The organism is Shewanella glacialipiscicola (assembly GCF_023283485.1).
GTDB lineage: Bacteria > Pseudomonadota > Gammaproteobacteria > Enterobacterales > Shewanellaceae > Shewanella > Shewanella glacialipiscicola.
Genome location: NZ_JAKILU010000041.1, coordinates 1 through 15432 on the forward strand (window position 1 = coordinate 1; position 15432 = coordinate 15432).

The window sequence follows — 15432 nt, forward strand, 5'->3', positions numbered from 1 at the left end:
CAGTAGGTGCTGGTGTAGTAGCGAAAATTTTTGCTTAATAGCAAAGATTAGCAACACACAAAAAAGGAAGCTAAGGCTTCCTTTTTTATTTCAGGGTTGGCGTCTTAAGTAAAAATGTGTAGAATGCGCCTCACTCTGAAGTTAAATAGTTATTTGATGACTATTTACACAGCGGGCTTGATATCCAGATTTACATAGGTATAATGGCCCCCTCGTCGACCTAGGTTGACGAATTAAATGATTAGTCAATTAAGTTAATCATTATCATAGCGGCTCCGATTGGGAGTCGAACGGTTAAATCATCTCGCTCTGCTTTTCCATCTGGAAGAAGCTAGAGGGTGATTTTTTATATGTCCATTTTAGGAGCTCTGGTCAATGCAGAACCAAAGAATCCGTATCCGCTTAAAGGGATTTGATCATCGTTTAATAGATCAGTCTACAGCGGAAATCGTTGAAACTGCTAAACGTACAGGCGCTCAAGTACGTGGTCCAATTCCACTACCTACGCGTAAAGAACGTTATACCATTTTGATCTCTCCGCACGTTAATAAAGATGCTCGTGACCAGTACGAATTACGTACACACAAGCGCCTGGTTGACATCGTAGAGCCAACTGAAAAGACTGTAGACGCGTTAATGCGTTTAGATCTTGCGGCTGGTGTCGACGTACAGATTAGCTTGGGTTAATTGAGATCCTAGTAAGAAGAGGTTTGAGAGATGGCTATCGGTCTTATTGGTCGTAAAGTTGGTATGACTCGCATCTTCACCGAAGATGGTGTTTCAATACCAGTTACTGTAATTGAAGTTGCAGGCAACCGTGTTACTCAAGTGAAAACTTTAGAAACTGACGGCTACCGTGCACTTCAAGTTACAACTGGCACCAAAAAAGCTAATCGCATCACTAAACCAGAAGCAGGTCACTTTGCTAAGAGCGGCGTTGAAGCCGGTCGTGGTTTGTGGGAAATGCGTTTGGTAGACGGTGAAGGCGAGGGCATTGAAGTTGGTGCTGAGCTAAATGTTGATATTTTCGCTGATGTAGCGAAAGTAGACGTTACTGGTCAATCAAAAGGTAAAGGCTTCCAAGGCGGCGTTAAGCGTTGGAACTTCCGTACTCAAGATATGACTCACGGTAACTCTTTGTCGCACCGCTCGAATGGTTCTATCGGTCAGAACCAAACGCCGGGTCGCGTATTCAAAGGCAAAAAAATGTCAGGCCATATGGGTGCTGAGCGTGTTACAACTCAAAATCTAGTTGTTGTTCGTGTAGATGTTGAGCGTAACCTGCTACTAGTCCGTGGCGCTGTTCCTGGCGCTACCAATGGCGACTTGATTATCAAGCCGGCCGTTAAAGCTTAAGGTCTGAGGAGATAGTAATGGAATTGGTATTGAAAGACGCGCAAAGCGCTCTTGAAGTTTCCGAAACTACCTTCGGCCGTGACTTTAACGAGGCACTGGTTCATCAGGTAGTTGTAGCGTACGCTGCAAACGCGCGTCAGGGCACTCGTGCTCAAAAGACTCGTGCGGAAGTAACTGGCTCAGGCAAAAAGCCTTGGCGCCAAAAAGGAACTGGCCGTGCTCGTGCTGGTTCTGTTAAAGGCCCAATCTGGCGTGGCGGTGGCGTAACATTCGCTGCTAAAACTCAAGATCATAGCCAAAAAGTTAACAAAAAGATGTACCGCGGAGCGCTGAGAAGCATTCTGTCTGAATTGGTACGTCAAGAGCGTCTGGTTGTTGTTGAATCATTCGGTGTTGAAGCTCCTAAAACTAAAGAGCTGAAAGCCAAATTAAAAGCAATGAACCTAGAAGACGTTCTAATTGTGACTGCAGAAGTTGATGAGAACTTATTCTTAGCAGCTCGTAACCTGTACAAGGTTGACGTTCGTGACGTAGCGGGTCTAGACCCAGTTAGTCTGATTGCGTTTAACACTGTGCTTGTGACTGCTGACGCAGTGAAGCAAATCGAGGAGATGCTAGCATGATGATCCGCGAAGAACGTTTGCTAAAAGTCATTCTCGCTCCACATATCTCTGAAAAGAGCACTGTGAACGCTGAGAAGCACAACACTGTTGTTTTCCGCGTAGCTATCGATGCAACTAAAGCTGAAATTAAAGCTGCTGTTGCTATGCTATTTGAAGTTGAAGTTGATTCAGTTCGCACTTTAGTCAGCAAAGGCAAAACTAAGCGCACAGGTGGCCGTACTGGTCGTCGTAGCGATTGGAAAAAAGCCTATGTGACTCTAGCTGCTGGTGCTGACATCGATTTCGTCGGCGGCGCTGAGTAAGCAAAGGAGAATTATCATGGCAGTTATTAAGTGTAAGCCAACCTCTCCAGGTCGTCGCCACGTAGTTAAAGTGGTGAACACTGACCTGCATAAGGGTAAACCCTTTGCTGGCCTGTTGGCGAAAAAATCTAAAAGTGGTGGCCGTAACAATACTGGCCGTATCACTGTCCGTCACGTAGGTGGTGGTCATAAGCAGCATTATCGTCTAATCGACTTCAAACGCGATAAAGATGGTATCCCTGCAAAGATTGAGCGTCTGGAATATGATCCAAACCGTACAGCTAACATCGCGTTAGTATTGTATGCGGATGGTGAACGTCGTTATATTCTTGCTGCCAAAGGCATGCAAGCTGGCGATAAGATCCAGTCTGGTGTTGACGCCGAAATCAAAACCGGTAACGCAATGCCACTGCGCAACGTGCCTGTTGGTTCTGTTGTACACGCAGTTGAAATGAAGCCTGGTAAAGGTGCTCAGATCGCTCGTTCAGCAGGTGCTTATGCACAAGTTGTTGCTCGTGATGGCGCATATGCCACTCTACGTCTTCGCTCTGGCGAAATGCGTAAAGTGCCAGTTGATTGCCGCGCGACATTTGGTGAAGTTGGTAATGCCGAACACATGCTACGCCAGTTAGGCAAAGCAGGTGCTAACCGCTGGAGAGGCATACGCCCTACAGTGCGTGGTGTTGCAATGAACCCAGTAGACCATCCACACGGTGGTGGTGAAGGCCGTACTTCTGGTGGTCGTCACCCAGTGACTCCATGGGGTGTGCCAACTAAGGGTTATAAAACTCGTAGTAACAAGCGCACTGACAAGTACATCGTACGTCGTCGTAATAAATAGTAAGAGGATTCGCCATGCCACGTTCTCTCAAGAAAGGTCCCTTCATTGACCTGCACTTGCTGAAGAAGGTAGAGAAAGCGATGGAAGCCGGTGACAAAAAGCCTATTAAGACTTGGTCACGTCGCTCTATGATCATTCCAAATATGATTGGTTTGACCATCGCTGTCCATAATGGTCGTCAGCACGTTCCTGTGTTCGTAACTGACGAAATGATTGGCCACAAACTTGGTGAATTTTCACCAACTCGCACTTATCGTGGCCATGCCGCTGATAAGAAAGCGAAGAAGCGTTAATACGGGAGGAATAAGATGGAAGTTTTAGCTAAACATCGTTTTGCCCGTACGTCTGCGCAGAAGGCCCGTCTGGTTGCTGATCAAATTCGTGGATTGCCTGTTGCTAAGGCCCTCGAAATTTTGACTTTCAGCCCCAAGAAAGCCGCCGTACTGGTTAAAAAAGTACTTGACTCAGCTATCGCAAACGCCGAACACAACGAAGGCGCGGATATTGATGAGCTTAAAGTAGGAGCCGTCTTCGTAGATGAAGGCCCAACTATGAAGCGTATCATGCCACGTGCCAAAGGCCGCGCTGATCGTATCATGAAGCGTACCAGCCACATTACTGTGGTTGTATCAGATCGCTAGGAGAGAGCAATGGGACAGAAAGTACATCCTAATGGTATCCGTTTGGGTATCACTAAGCCTTGGATCTCTACCTGGTACGCAGATAAGTCAGATTACGCAAATAATCTGAACAGCGACTGGGAAGTGCGTAAGTTTCTTGTAGAGAAATTACAAGCTGCTTCAGTATCTAAGATTGTTATCGAGCGTCCAGCGAAAAGCATCCGCGTTACGATTCACACTGCCCGTCCAGGCGTTGTGATTGGTAAGAAAGGTGAAGACGTTGAAGTATTGCGTGCTGCAGTTTCAAAACTTGCTGGCACTCCTGCTCAAATTAACATCGCTGAGATCCGTAAACCTGAGCTAGATGCCAAGTTAGTTGCTGACTCGATTGCACAGCAATTAGAGCGTCGCGTAATGTTCCGTCGTGCTATGAAGCGCGCAGTTCAAAACGCAATGCGTATTGGTGCTCAAGGTATCAAAGTACAAGTTAGTGGCCGTTTAGGCGGAGCTGAGATTGCGCGTGATGAGTGGTATCGTGAAGGTCGCGTACCTTTACATACTTTGCGTGCTGATATCGACTATTCAACATCTGAAAGTCACACCCAATACGGTGTGATCGGCGTTAAAGTTTGGATCTTCAAAGGTGAAGTTCTGGACGGGATGCTGCCACAGATTGAAGAGCCGAAGCAGCAGCAACCTAAGCGCAAGCCTCGTGGTAAATAGGAGAGCCGGCAATGCTGCAACCTAAACGTATGAAGTTTCGCAAGATGTTCAAAGGCCGTAACCGCGGTCTAGCGAACGGTACCGAAGTTAGCTTTGGTACTTTTGGTCTGAAAGCAGTCGGCCGTGGCCGTTTAACTGCACGTCAGATCGAATCTGCACGTCGTGCCATGACACGTCATATTAAGCGTCAGGGACAAATTTGGATTCGAGTTTTCCCGGACAAGCCAATTACCTCTAAGCCTCTTGAAGTGCGTATGGGTAAAGGTAAAGGTAACGTTGAATACTGGGTATGTCAGGTTCAACCTGGTAAGGTACTGTATGAGATGAATGGTGTTTCTGAAGTAATCGCTCGTGAAGCGTTTGCTTTGGCTGCTGCCAAGCTTCCAATCAAGACTACCTTCGTAACTAAGACGGTGATGTAATGAAAGCGAGCGAACTGAGAGAAAAGAGCGTTGAAGAACTGAACGCTGAACTACTTGGTCTGCTGCGTGAGCAGTTCAACCTGCGTATGCAACACGCCACTGGTCAGTTGACTCAGACTAATCAACTGAAATTAGTGCGCCGTAATATTGCGCGCGTTAAGACCATTATTACTTCTAAGGCGGGTGCGTAATGTCTGATAAAATCCGTACTTTGCAGGGTCGTGTAACTAGTAACAAAATGGACAAGTCCATTACTGTTGCTATCGAACGCCAAGTGAAACACCCAATTTATGGGAAATACATTAAGCGTACGACGAAGATCCATGCACATGACGAAACTAATCAGTGCAATGAAGGCGATTTAGTAGCGATTCGCGAATGTCGTCCTTTGTCTAAGACCAAGTCTTGGACCCTGGTTGAAGTAGTATCAAAGGCCTAAGTTAATTAGGTATTTAGGTAAACGGCTCCAGAATGTGGAGCCGTTTGTTTTTTAATACTATACATTCCACTTTTATGGTGTTATATTTGCGCGCCATTTTTGACTAAATTAATAGCAAAAATGAGTGTTTTTATTGTCCCATTGTGGGATTTGTGTAGTAACGATAGCGGAGCACTTAAAATGATCCAAATGCAATCGACTCTTGACGTTGCTTGTAACAGCGGCGCACGCAGAGTTCAGTGTATTAAGGTCTTGGGTGGCTCTCATCGTCGTTATGCCGGTATCGGCGACATCATCAAAGTTTCTGTTAAAGAAGCGATTCCTCGCGCTAAAGCGAAGAAAGGCGATGTGTATAACGCGGTGGTAGTCCGTACTAAGAAAGGCGTACGTCGTCCAGACGGTTCTGTCATTCGCTTCGATCGGAATGCAGCGGTATTGCTTAACGGCAACCTGCAGCCGATTGGTACTCGTATCTTTGGACCAGTGACACGTGAATTGCGCAATGAGCAATTTATGAAAATTGTCTCGCTGGCACCAGAAGTACTGTAAGGAGCTTCAAAATGGCAGCAAAAATACGTCGTGAAGACGAAATAATTGTATTAGCAGGCAAAGACAAGGGTAAACGTGCAAAAGTTTCTCAAGTCCTTCCTACTGGTAAATTAATTGTTGAAGGCATCAATCTTGTCAAAAAACACCAAAAGCCAAACCCACAATTGGGCGTAGCTGGCGGTATTGTTGAGAAAGAAGCACCGATACAAGCATCAAATGTAGCGATTTTCAACTCTGCCACTGGCAAAGCTGATCGCGTTGGTTTCCGCTTTGAAGACGGCAAAAAAGTGCGTTTCTTCAAATCGAACAGTGAACTCGTTAAGTAATTGGAGTAAACGATGGCGAAACTGCATGATAAATACAAAGAGACTGTTGTCGCTGAACTTGCTAAAAAGTTTGGTTATACCAGTGTCATGCAAGTCCCTCGGATTGATAAAATCACCCTAAACATGGGTGTTGGCGAAGCTGTTGCAGACAAAAAAGTTATGGACCATGCTGTCCGTGATATGACTGCAATTGCTGGTCAAAAGCCAGTAGTGACTGTTGCTCGTAAGTCAGTTGCTGGTTTTAAAATCCGTGAAGGCTACCCTATTGGCTGTAAAGTGACCCTACGCGGTGAGCGTATGTGGGAATTCTTAGAGCGTTTAGTCGATATCGCAATCCCACGTATTCGTGACTTCCGTGGCTTAAGCGCTAAAGCGTTTGACGGCCGTGGTAACTACGCAATGGGCGTGCGTGAGCAGATCATCTTCCCAGAAATCGATTACGATAAAATCGATAAGATTCGTGGTATGGATATTGTTATCACTACTACTGCGAAGAATGATGAAGAAGGTCGTGCTTTGTTAGACGCTTTTAACTTCCCATTCAAGAAATAAGGGTAGCGTAATGGCAAAAACATCAATGAAAGCACGTGAAGCTAAACGTGCACAGCTCGTGGCCAAGTACGCTGAAAAGCGTGCTGCTCTTAAGACTATCATTGCAAGTCCAGCTTCTTCTGACGAAGACCGTTGGGATGCAGTACTTAAGCTGCAAGCTCTACCACGTGATTCCAGCGCTGCGCGTCAACGCAATCGTTGTAATCAAACTGGTCGCCCTCATGGCTTCTTACGTAAATTCGGCTTAAGCCGTATCAAATTACGTGAAGCAACCATGCGTGGTGAAGTTCCTGGCCTGCGTAAGGCCAGCTGGTAAGCACTTGTCACGGAGTAAGCTAATATGAGCATGCAAGATCCTATTGCGGATATGTTAACCCGTATTCGTAACGGCCAAGCTGCTAACCACGTATCGGTGACGATGCCTTCTGCTAAGTTAAAAGTCGCAATTGCGAAACTACTTAAAGATGAAGGTTATATCGCTGATTACGCCGTAGCAGATCAAGCCAAGCCTGAACTGGAAGTTACTTTAAAGTATTTCCAAGGCCAACCAGTCGTTGAGACTATCCAGCGTGTAAGTCGCCCTGGTCTTCGTATTTACAAAGGTAAAAACGAACTTCCAAAGGTGATGGGCGGTCTGGGTGTCGCAATTGTGTCCACTTCTAAAGGCTTGATGACTGATCGTGCCGCCCGCCTTGCAGGCATGGGTGGCGAGGTTATCTGCTACGTAGCTTAAGGAGCTAGGAATGTCTCGTGTAGCAAAAGCACCAGTATCTATTCCAGCTGGCGTAGAGGTGACCTTGAACGAACAGACACTTACCGTCAAAGGCGGAAAAGGTAGTCTGACTCGAGTGATCAACAATGCGGTCAATGTTGTTATTGAAGCTGACGTAGTCAAGTTCCTCCCTGTTGAAGGCGTTGTTAACGCTTGGGCACAGGCTGGTACAACTCGTGCATTAGTAAACAATATGGTTGTTGGTGTATCTCAAGGTTTTGAGCGTAAATTAAAGTTAGTTGGCGTTGGCTACCGTGCGAAACTCGTCGGTACTGATATTGACCTTACTTTAGGTTTCTCTCATCCGTTAGTACACAAACTGCCCGCAGGCGTAACTGCAGAGTGTCCGAGCCAAACTGACATCGTCCTACGTGGCGTTGATAAACAGGTAATTGGCCAAGTCGCTGCTGAGATTCGCGGATATCGTCCACCAGAGCCATATAAAGGCAAAGGTGTTCGCTATGACGACGAAGTAGTACGCCGTAAAGAGGCTAAGAAGAAGTAGGTAACGCGATATGGATAAGAAAACATCTCGCTTACGTCGCGCTACCCGCGCTCGTAAGAAGATCCAAGAGCTGGGCGTGAATCGTCTGGTTGTACATCGTACACCGCGTCACATTTATGCTCAGGTGATTAATCCTGAAGCTCAGGTGTTGGCAGCTGCTTCAACCGTTGAAAAAGCGGTTAAAGAGCTACTGAAGAGTACCGGTAACGTAGACGCAGCGAAAGCAGTAGGTAAATTTGTTGCTGAGCGCGCGATCGAAAAAGGCGTGACTTCAGTTGCGTTCGATCGTTCTGGTTTCAAGTATCACGGTCGTGTAGCTGCTTTAGCAGATGCAGCTCGTGAAGCTGGCCTGAAGTTCTAAGGGGTTATAAAATGGCTAAATTAGAAGCTCAGCAAAAAGACGATCTGCAAGAGAAATTGATTGCAGTTAATCGTGTTTCTAAAGTAGTTAAAGGCGGTCGTATCTTTAGCTTCACAGCACTAACAGTAGTGGGTGACGGTAACGGTAAGATTGGCTACGGCTATGGTAAAGCACGTGAAGTTCCAGCAGCGATTCAAAAAGCTATGGAAAAAGCTCGTCGTAACATTGTGACCGTTGAGTTGAATGCAGGTACTCTGCATCACCCAGTTAAAGGTCGTCATACTGGTTCTCTTGTGTACATGCAACCTGCATCACAAGGTACTGGTATTATTGCCGGTGGCGCAATGCGTGCCGTATTGGAAGTAGCAGGCGTGCATAACGTCCTGTCAAAAGCATACGGTTCTACTAACCCGATCAACATCGTTCGCGCGACTGTAGATGCACTGGTGCACATGAAGTCACCTGCGCAAATCGCAGCTAAGCGTGGCCTGAATGTTGACGAAATTCGGGGGTAATGCACCATGGCAACTAAAACTGTAAAAGTTACTCAGACTAAAAGCGGTATCGGTCGTTTACCGAAACACCGTGCAACCCTAACGGGTCTTGGTCTGCGTCGCATTGGTCACACTGTTGAACTGGAAGATACTCCTTCAGTTCGCGGTATGATCAACAAGGTCTACTACATGGTTAAAGTGGAGGATTAATAGATGCGTTTAAATACTCTATCTCCAGCTGCAGGCTCTAAGCATGCGCCAAAGCGTGTAGGCCGTGGTATAGGCTCAGGTCTAGGTAAAACAGCGGGTCGTGGTCATAAAGGCCAAAAGTCTCGTTCTGGTGGCGGTGTACGCCCAGGATTTGAAGGTGGTCAAATGCCACTGAAAATCCGTTTACCTAAATTTGGTTTTACCTCGCGTCGCGCTATGGTAACAGCTGAAGTTCGTGTACTCGAACTAGCAAAAGTTAACGGTGATGTTATCGACTTAAACGCTCTGAAAGATGCGAACGTTATTACTCGCAACATCCAGTTTGCGAAAATTGTTCTTTCAGGTACCATTGAACGCCCTGTGACTGTTAAAGGTCTGAAGGTAACCAAAGGTGCACGTGCAGCTATTGAAGCTGCCGGCGGTAAGATCGAGGAATAATACGTCGATGGCAAAACCAGGACTTGATTTAAAAAGCGCGAAAGGTGGATTTTCTGAATTGAAAACTCGCCTCCTGTTCGTGATTGGTGCGATTATCGTCTTTAGGGCCGGTTCGTTTGTGCCAATTCCTGGTATTGACGCAGCTGTATTAGCAGAGCTGTTTGCTCAGCAAAAAGGGACCATTCTGGGCATGTTTAACATGTTCTCGGGTGGCGCCCTTTCGCGTGCCTCTATCTTTGCATTAGGAATTATGCCGTATATTTCGGCATCGATTATTATGCAACTGTTGACTGTCGTACATCCTGCACTCGCTGAATTGAAAAAAGAAGGCGAATCAGGACGTAAGAAAATCAGTCAATATACAAGATGGGGTACCCTAGTGCTGGGTACATTCCAGTCGATCGGTATTGCAACCGGGTTACCAAACTTAGTGCCAGGCCTTGTGGTCAACATTGGATTTGGATTTTACTTTGTTGCGGTTGTGAGTTTAGTTACTGGAACGATGTTCCTTATGTGGCTAGGTGAACAGATTACCGAACGTGGTATAGGTAATGGTATCTCGATATTGATTTTCGCAGGTATTGTTGCTGGATTACCTTCCGCTATCGGCCAAACGGCTGAGCAGGCGCGTCAAGGTGACTTGAATGTGTTAGTATTGTTGTTGCTCGCGGTAATTGTGTTTGCAGTGACTTATTTTGTAGTGTTTGTGGAACGTGGTCAGCGTCGAATCGTCGTTAACTATGCTAAGCGTCAGCAAGGCCGTAAGGTGTTTGCTGCGCAAAGTACCCATCTACCGCTTAAAATAAACATGGCAGGTGTTATTCCGCCAATTTTTGCGTCAAGCATCATTTTGTTTCCTGGAACACTGGCTCAGTGGTTCGGTCAAAATGAGTCTATGTCATGGTTAAGTGATTTTTCACTGGCTGTGTCACCAGGACAACCGCTTTACTCATTATTATATGCAACAGCGATTATCTTTTTCTGTTTCTTCTATACTGCGTTGGTGTTTAACCCACGTGAAACAGCAGATAACTTGAAGAAGAGTGGTGCATTCATCCCTGGGATCCGTCCTGGAGAACAGACTTCGCGTTACATTGATAAAGTTATGACCCGTTTGACATTGGCAGGCGCGTTATACATAACCTTTATCTGCTTAATTCCGGAGTTCATGTTAATCGCGTGGAAAGTACAGTTCTATTTTGGCGGTACTTCACTACTAATTATGGTAGTCGTGATCATGGACTTCATGGCTCAGGTTCAGACGCATATGATGTCTCATCAATATGAGTCTGTGATGAAGAAAGCTAACCTAGTAAACAAAGCGAATTTAGATCGTTTTGGTCGCTAAGTAGCTTTACGGAGTGATGAAATGAAAGTTCGAGCTTCCGTGAAGAAGATCTGCCGTAATTGCAAGATCGTCAAGCGTAGTGGTGTTGTACGCGTTATATGTGTTGAACCAAAACACAAACAGCGTCAAGGCTAAAAAGTAATTTGTTCAGCCCATGAATTGGGCTGAACAAAATTTTGTTTGCAAATCTGTTGACTGTCGAGTATCCTTTCGGGCTTTTCGCAGTTGGCCTTTAACTTTAAGGAGTGCATAGTGGCCCGTATCGCTGGCATTAACATTCCTGATCAAAAGCATACAGTCATCGCATTGACTGCAATTTTCGGCATCGGCCGTACTCGCGCTAGAGCAATATGCGCGGCTACAGCAATCGCTGAAACTGCTAAGATCAAGGAATTGAGCGAAGCTCAAATAGATATACTACGCGAAGAAGTCGCCAAATACATTGTAGAAGGTGACTTGCGTCGTGAGATTTCAATGAACATCAAGCGTCTTATGGATCTTGGTTGTTATCGTGGTCTCCGCCATCGTCGTAGCCTGCCTCTCCGTGGGCAACGTACTAAGACCAATGCGCGTACGCGTAAAGGTCCACGTAAACCCATTAGAAAGTAACGGGAAGGTAAAGCAATGGCTAAAGTTCCGTCACGTTCTCCGCGTAAGCGCGTACGTAAACAGGTTGCAGATGGCATGGCTCATATCCATGCATCTTTCAACAACACTATTGTCACCATTACAGATCGTCAAGGTAATGCGTTGTCATGGGCTACTTCAGGTGGTTCAGGTTTCCGTGGTTCACGTAAATCTACTCCATTTGCTGCACAGGTGGCTGCTGAGCGTGCAGGTGCTGCTGCTCAAGACTACGGTTTAAAAAACCTTGAAGTGTTTGTGAAGGGTCCAGGTCCAGGTCGTGAGTCAGCCATTCGTGCGCTGAACGCTGTTGGTTATAAAATAACTAACATTACCGATGTGACGCCGATCCCTCATAATGGTTGTCGTCCTCCTAAAAAGCGTCGTGTATAACGCCGTTTCGTTAGGATAGTTGGAGAAAGATCATGGCAAGATACTTGGGTCCCAAGCTCAAGCTCAGCCGCCGAGAAGGTACAGACCTTTTCTTAAAAAGCGGTGTGAGAGCAATCGATTCAAAGTGTAAACTGGAAACTGCACCTGGACAACATGGCGCTCGTAAGCCACGTTTATCAGAGTACGGCACTCAGTTGCGCGAAAAACAAAAAGTTCGTCGTATTTATGGCGTGTTAGAAAAACAATTCCGTAACTACTACAAAGATGCTGCACGTACTAAAGGCAACACAGGTCAAAACCTGCTTCAGCTTTTAGAAATCCGTCTCGATAACGTCGTTTATCGTATGGGCTTCGGTGCAACTCGTGCAGAATCACGTCAGCTAGTAAGCCATAAATCAATTATGGTTAACGGTCGTGTTGTTAACATTCCATCATTCAAAGTGTCTGCGAATGATGTTGTAAGCATCCGCGAGAAGTCACGTACTCAAGCTCGTATTAAAGCGGCTTTAGAAGTGGCTGCTCAACGCGAGAAGCCTACATGGGTTGAAGTCGACAATGCGAAAATGGAAGGTGCTTTCAAGCGCGTTCCAGAACGTAGCGATTTGTCTGCGGAAATTAACGAACAGCTGATCGTCGAGCTTTACTCTAAGTAAAGCTAACAAACAAGAGAGGACACAATGCAGGGTTCTGTTACAGAATTTCTTAAACCGCGTCTCGTTGATATCGAGCAGGTTAACTCAACACGTGCCAAGGTTACATTGGAACCACTTGAGCGTGGTTTCGGCCACACTTTAGGTAACGCGTTGCGTCGCATCCTATTGTCGTCTATGCCCGGCTGCGCGGTTACCGAAGTCGAGATTGACGGTGTACTGCACGAATACAGCAGTAAGGAAGGCGTTCAAGAAGATATCCTTGAAATACTGTTAAACCTGAAAGGGTTAGCAGTGACTATCGAGGGTAAAGACGAGGCTATGCTTACGTTGAGCAAGTCCGGCGCAGGCCCTGTCATCGCAGCAGATATCACGCATGATGGTGATGTCACTATCGTGAATCCTGATCATATTATCTGTCATCTGACAGGTAATAATGATATCAGCATGCGTATTCGCGTTGAGCGTGGTCGTGGCTATGTACCAGCATCTGCTCGTGCACAGACTGAAGACGATGATCGCCCAATCGGCCGTTTGCTGGTTGATGCTTCTTTCTCGCCAGTTGCACGTATTGCCTACAATGTAGAAGCAGCACGTGTAGAACAGCGTACTGACTTAGATAAACTTGTTATCGATATGACCACAAACGGTACTATCGATCCTGAGGAAGCTATCCGTCGTTCTGCAACTATTCTGGCTGAACAGCTAGATGCATTTGTTGAACTACGTGACGTGTCTGAGCCAGAGTTGAAAGAAGAGAAACCGGAGTTCGATCCGATTCTGCTGCGTCCTGTCGACGATTTAGAGCTAACTGTACGTTCGGCTAACTGCTTGAAAGCCGAAGCGATTCATTACATCGGAGATCTGGTACAGCGTACTGAAGTTGAGTTGCTGAAGACCCCTAACTTAGGTAAGAAATCTCTTACTGAAATTAAGGACGTTTTAGCTTCTCGCGGACTGTCGTTAGGTATGCGTCTGGAAAACTGGCCTCCAGCTAGTTTAGCAGATGACCTATAAGTCTCAGGTTTGTACAGATTTAGGTTATAAGGATTAGGTCATGCGCCATCGTAAGAGTGGTCGTCAACTAAACCGTAACAGCAGTCATCGCCAAGCCATGTTTCGCAACATGGCCGGTTCACTAGTTCGTCATGAGATCATCAAGACAACTGTGGCCAAAGCGAAAGAACTGCGTCGCGTAGTTGAGCCTCTGATAACACTTGCTAAGAGTGACAGCGTTGCAAATCGTCGTTTAGCGTTTGCACGTACTCGCGACGCTGAAGTCGTCGGTAAGTTATTTACTGAGTTGGGTCCACGTTACCAGGAACGTCCTGGTGGCTATACCCGTATCCTTAAGTGCGGTTTACGTGCTGGTGATAAAGCCCCTATGGCTTACATCGAGCTAGTTGGTCGCCCAGAAGCTGCTCAAGCTGTTGATGTTGAAGCTGAGTAAGTTAAGGTTACACTTCTAAAAAGCCGGGCATAGCCCGGCTTTTTTATTTCTTTTTTTCATGACTCAATCCCGAATTAAATCCAAACTCCATTTATACCAATCGTATTGGCTATGTTCACGTTAATTGTTCCTGCATAGCTAATATGCTATTTTCATTCGGATTATCATGGGTTTCAAAGAATCTAAACCAGCCTAAGTAGTTCGGAAGATATTTAGTTGCTACGCCCCGAAAGGTATTTATCCATAAATGCAGTCGGCTATGGTAAGCATTGACGTTTTGAATATGAAAAACACCCTCTTTGACTCGCCTGCCATGACTTGCATTGAGTATCTTATGCTCTACTTTCATATCCTGAGTCATTTTTAGGTAGGAAAGAAAGCCATCGCTACACACCACTGAATCCGCAGCTATTTTATTTTCTAGCAACCCTAATAATGTGACACTATCGGCGCTATCGAGGCATTCATCGAATACCTGTTTGTTTCTATCTCTGGCCACAAGGACCGCGACCCAATCACCTTTCTTGCGTCCGCGACCAGCACAATCTCCACCTCTCTTATGGGCTTTACGTGAGAGTGTGCGACTGCCTTTCTCTGAATAACGAAATAAGGTCTCATCGATTTCAACGATACCAGACAAACTTTGCGCTCTTTCTTATAGGAAGGCTGTCTAGCATGCATGTGAAGTATGGCAGCTATTTTTCTAAGAACCGCATTCTATAGAAGGGTGTGTTAATGGTGCTCATGAACGTTTTATGACAAGCATGACAGCGATATCGCTGACGGCCATTAGGTTTTCCATGGCGTTTAATGTGACAGGCGTGACAATGAGGGCATTGGGGTTTGATGGTGAAATTCGCCTCAGGCATATTAATGCATGAACCACTATCAAGTTGTTGCTGTAAAAAGAAATGAGTAAACGTTGCTGTTCAATGGGTAACTCTGCCGCTTGTTGCTCGAGGTCTAACAAACATGAAGTCATGTCTGGAACTCCTATAGAGAGCTGCACAGAATTACAGTGTAGCAACACTTAACTAAAACATAGCCGATGTAATTGGTATTAGACTGAAGAGCAGAATCGAGACGCTTCTATTAACAGGTCGCTCTGAGTAAATAGACTTTTTGGCTGCATAGCTGCATAAAAACTATTTAGCTTATCATAGTTAGATTTTCGGTCCCTTAATTATATGGATTAAGCCATTTCGGCAGACTCTCTTGTCATCGTTTTTGAATTGGATTGTGGATAAGTCTGGGGGTAAGCGGTGGGTAGGGTGTGGCTAGTACAGATATCGGTAATTAACGGATAATTTAGCGAAAAAGGGGTTGCACAAAATCTCCTGCTGCCTATAATGCGCATCCACTGACACGGCAGACAGCATTAAGCAGCCTGATGTGACAGTTCATCGATGAGTTTACTGATTGATGAGTGTTGAG

At 45.8% G+C, this 15432-nt stretch carries 30 protein-coding genes; 28 read left to right on the top strand and 2 right to left on the bottom strand.

What is annotated here, in order from left to right:
* The first annotated feature begins 375 nt into the window (after positions 1–375).
* The 28 genes from rpsJ to rplQ all read left to right on the top strand — a co-directional run bounded on the left by rpsJ (position 376) and on the right by rplQ (position 13998).
* Positions 376–687 carry a 30S ribosomal protein S10 gene (gene rpsJ, locus L2717_RS17485; protein WP_006083601.1) on the top strand — a complete coding sequence of 104 codons (312 nt, stop codon included), beginning with the start codon at positions 376–378 and terminating at the stop codon, positions 685–687.
* Positions 688–717: 30 nt separating this feature from the next.
* On the top strand, positions 718–1356 hold the full coding sequence (rplC, locus tag L2717_RS17490) for a 50S ribosomal protein L3 (protein ID WP_006083600.1): 639 nt from the start codon (positions 718–720) through the stop codon (positions 1354–1356).
* A 17-nt stretch (positions 1357–1373) separates the two neighbouring features.
* Complete coding sequence (rplD, locus tag L2717_RS17495; RefSeq protein ID WP_076502265.1) at positions 1374–1979, top strand: 50S ribosomal protein L4; 606 nt, start codon at positions 1374–1376, stop codon at positions 1977–1979.
* On the top strand, positions 1979–2281 hold the full coding sequence (gene rplW, locus L2717_RS17500) for a 50S ribosomal protein L23 (protein ID WP_220772933.1): 303 nt from the start codon (positions 1979–1981) through the stop codon (positions 2279–2281). The genes rplD and rplW overlap by 1 nt, the downstream gene beginning before the upstream one ends.
* A gap of 16 nt (positions 2282–2297) precedes the next feature.
* On the top strand, positions 2298–3122 hold the full coding sequence (gene rplB / locus L2717_RS17505) for a 50S ribosomal protein L2 (RefSeq protein ID WP_076502263.1): 825 nt from the start codon (positions 2298–2300) through the stop codon (positions 3120–3122).
* A 14-nt stretch (positions 3123–3136) separates the two neighbouring features.
* Positions 3137–3415: a 30S ribosomal protein S19 gene (gene rpsS, locus L2717_RS17510; protein WP_006083596.1), complete on the top strand. Its 279-nt coding sequence runs from the start codon at positions 3137–3139 to the stop codon at positions 3413–3415.
* 15 nt (positions 3416–3430) lie between these two features.
* Positions 3431–3763, top strand: coding sequence for a 50S ribosomal protein L22 (gene rplV, locus L2717_RS17515; RefSeq protein ID WP_006083595.1), 333 nt, complete (start codon positions 3431–3433; stop codon positions 3761–3763).
* Positions 3764–3772: 9 nt separating this feature from the next.
* Positions 3773–4465 carry a 30S ribosomal protein S3 gene (rpsC, locus tag L2717_RS17520; RefSeq protein ID WP_011787574.1) on the top strand — a complete coding sequence of 231 codons (693 nt, stop codon included), beginning with the start codon at positions 3773–3775 and terminating at the stop codon, positions 4463–4465.
* Positions 4466–4476: 11 nt separating this feature from the next.
* Complete coding sequence (gene rplP, locus L2717_RS17525) at positions 4477–4887, top strand: 50S ribosomal protein L16 (protein WP_076502261.1); 411 nt, start codon at positions 4477–4479, stop codon at positions 4885–4887.
* Positions 4887–5078: a 50S ribosomal protein L29 gene (gene rpmC / locus L2717_RS17530; RefSeq protein ID WP_006083592.1), complete on the top strand. Its 192-nt coding sequence runs from the start codon at positions 4887–4889 to the stop codon at positions 5076–5078. Before rplP ends, rpmC begins: the two co-directional genes overlap by 1 nt.
* Complete coding sequence (gene rpsQ, locus L2717_RS17535) at positions 5078–5326, top strand: 30S ribosomal protein S17 (protein WP_006083591.1); 249 nt, start codon at positions 5078–5080, stop codon at positions 5324–5326. Before rpmC ends, rpsQ begins: the two co-directional genes overlap by 1 nt.
* A 180-nt stretch (positions 5327–5506) precedes the next feature.
* Complete coding sequence (rplN, locus tag L2717_RS17540; protein WP_076502259.1) at positions 5507–5875, top strand: 50S ribosomal protein L14; 369 nt, start codon at positions 5507–5509, stop codon at positions 5873–5875.
* 11 nt (positions 5876–5886) lie between these two features.
* Entirely contained in the window at positions 5887–6201 is a 315-nt protein-coding gene (rplX, locus tag L2717_RS17545) for a 50S ribosomal protein L24 (protein ID WP_220772923.1), read from the top strand.
* Positions 6202–6213: 12 nt separating this feature from the next.
* Positions 6214–6753, top strand: coding sequence for a 50S ribosomal protein L5 (rplE, locus tag L2717_RS17550; RefSeq protein ID WP_220772922.1), 540 nt, complete (start codon positions 6214–6216; stop codon positions 6751–6753).
* 10 nt (positions 6754–6763) lie between these two features.
* A complete protein-coding gene (rpsN, locus tag L2717_RS17555) occupies positions 6764–7069 on the top strand; it encodes a 30S ribosomal protein S14 (protein WP_006083587.1) in 306 nt (101 codons plus the stop codon).
* A 24-nt stretch (positions 7070–7093) separates the two neighbouring features.
* The gene (rpsH, locus tag L2717_RS17560; RefSeq protein ID WP_076502251.1) at positions 7094–7486 is read left to right on the top strand and encodes a 30S ribosomal protein S8; all 393 of its coding nucleotides are present in this window, start codon (positions 7094–7096) and stop codon (positions 7484–7486) included.
* Positions 7487–7496: 10 nt separating this feature from the next.
* Positions 7497–8030, top strand: coding sequence for a 50S ribosomal protein L6 (gene rplF, locus L2717_RS17565; RefSeq protein ID WP_220772921.1), 534 nt, complete (start codon positions 7497–7499; stop codon positions 8028–8030).
* A 10-nt stretch (positions 8031–8040) separates the two neighbouring features.
* On the top strand, positions 8041–8391 hold the full coding sequence (gene rplR, locus L2717_RS17570; RefSeq protein ID WP_006083584.1) for a 50S ribosomal protein L18: 351 nt from the start codon (positions 8041–8043) through the stop codon (positions 8389–8391).
* Between the two features lie 11 nt (positions 8392–8402).
* On the top strand, positions 8403–8906 hold the full coding sequence (rpsE, locus tag L2717_RS17575) for a 30S ribosomal protein S5 (protein WP_076502247.1): 504 nt from the start codon (positions 8403–8405) through the stop codon (positions 8904–8906).
* 6 nt (positions 8907–8912) lie between these two features.
* On the top strand, positions 8913–9095 hold the full coding sequence (rpmD, locus tag L2717_RS17580; RefSeq protein ID WP_006083582.1) for a 50S ribosomal protein L30: 183 nt from the start codon (positions 8913–8915) through the stop codon (positions 9093–9095).
* 3 nt (positions 9096–9098) lie between these two features.
* Entirely contained in the window at positions 9099–9533 is a 435-nt protein-coding gene (rplO, locus tag L2717_RS17585; RefSeq protein ID WP_076502245.1) for a 50S ribosomal protein L15, read from the top strand.
* A 7-nt stretch (positions 9534–9540) separates the two neighbouring features.
* Positions 9541–10881: a preprotein translocase subunit SecY gene (gene secY, locus L2717_RS17590; protein ID WP_220772920.1), complete on the top strand. Its 1341-nt coding sequence runs from the start codon at positions 9541–9543 to the stop codon at positions 10879–10881.
* Between the two features lie 21 nt (positions 10882–10902).
* Positions 10903–11016 (top strand): 50S ribosomal protein L36, encoded by a 114-nt coding sequence (rpmJ, locus tag L2717_RS17595; RefSeq protein WP_006083579.1) that lies wholly within the window; start codon positions 10903–10905, stop codon positions 11014–11016.
* 117 nt (positions 11017–11133) lie between these two features.
* Positions 11134–11490 (top strand): 30S ribosomal protein S13, encoded by a 357-nt coding sequence (gene rpsM / locus L2717_RS17600; RefSeq protein WP_006083578.1) that lies wholly within the window; start codon positions 11134–11136, stop codon positions 11488–11490.
* A 15-nt stretch (positions 11491–11505) separates the two neighbouring features.
* A complete protein-coding gene (gene rpsK, locus L2717_RS17605; RefSeq protein WP_006083577.1) occupies positions 11506–11898 on the top strand; it encodes a 30S ribosomal protein S11 in 393 nt (130 codons plus the stop codon).
* Positions 11899–11930: 32 nt separating this feature from the next.
* Positions 11931–12551 carry a 30S ribosomal protein S4 gene (gene rpsD, locus L2717_RS17610; RefSeq protein ID WP_220772919.1) on the top strand — a complete coding sequence of 207 codons (621 nt, stop codon included), beginning with the start codon at positions 11931–11933 and terminating at the stop codon, positions 12549–12551.
* Positions 12552–12575: 24 nt separating this feature from the next.
* Positions 12576–13565, top strand: coding sequence for a DNA-directed RNA polymerase subunit alpha (locus L2717_RS17615; protein WP_076502240.1), 990 nt, complete (start codon positions 12576–12578; stop codon positions 13563–13565).
* A gap of 40 nt (positions 13566–13605) precedes the next feature.
* A complete protein-coding gene (gene rplQ / locus L2717_RS17620) occupies positions 13606–13998 on the top strand; it encodes a 50S ribosomal protein L17 (protein ID WP_076502238.1) in 393 nt (130 codons plus the stop codon).
* Positions 13999–14113: 115 nt separating this feature from the next.
* On the opposite strand, the gene L2717_RS17625 is transcribed toward rplQ, so the two are convergent.
* Entirely contained in the window at positions 14114–14638 is a 525-nt protein-coding gene (locus L2717_RS17625; RefSeq protein ID WP_246611729.1) for an IS1595 family transposase, read from the bottom strand.
* A 55-nt stretch (positions 14639–14693) separates the two neighbouring features.
* The gene (locus L2717_RS18290) at positions 14694–14867 is read right to left on the bottom strand and encodes an IS1/IS1595 family N-terminal zinc-binding domain-containing protein (protein ID WP_428847849.1); all 174 of its coding nucleotides are present in this window, start codon (positions 14865–14867) and stop codon (positions 14694–14696) included.
* Positions 14868–15432 lie beyond the last annotated feature (565 nt).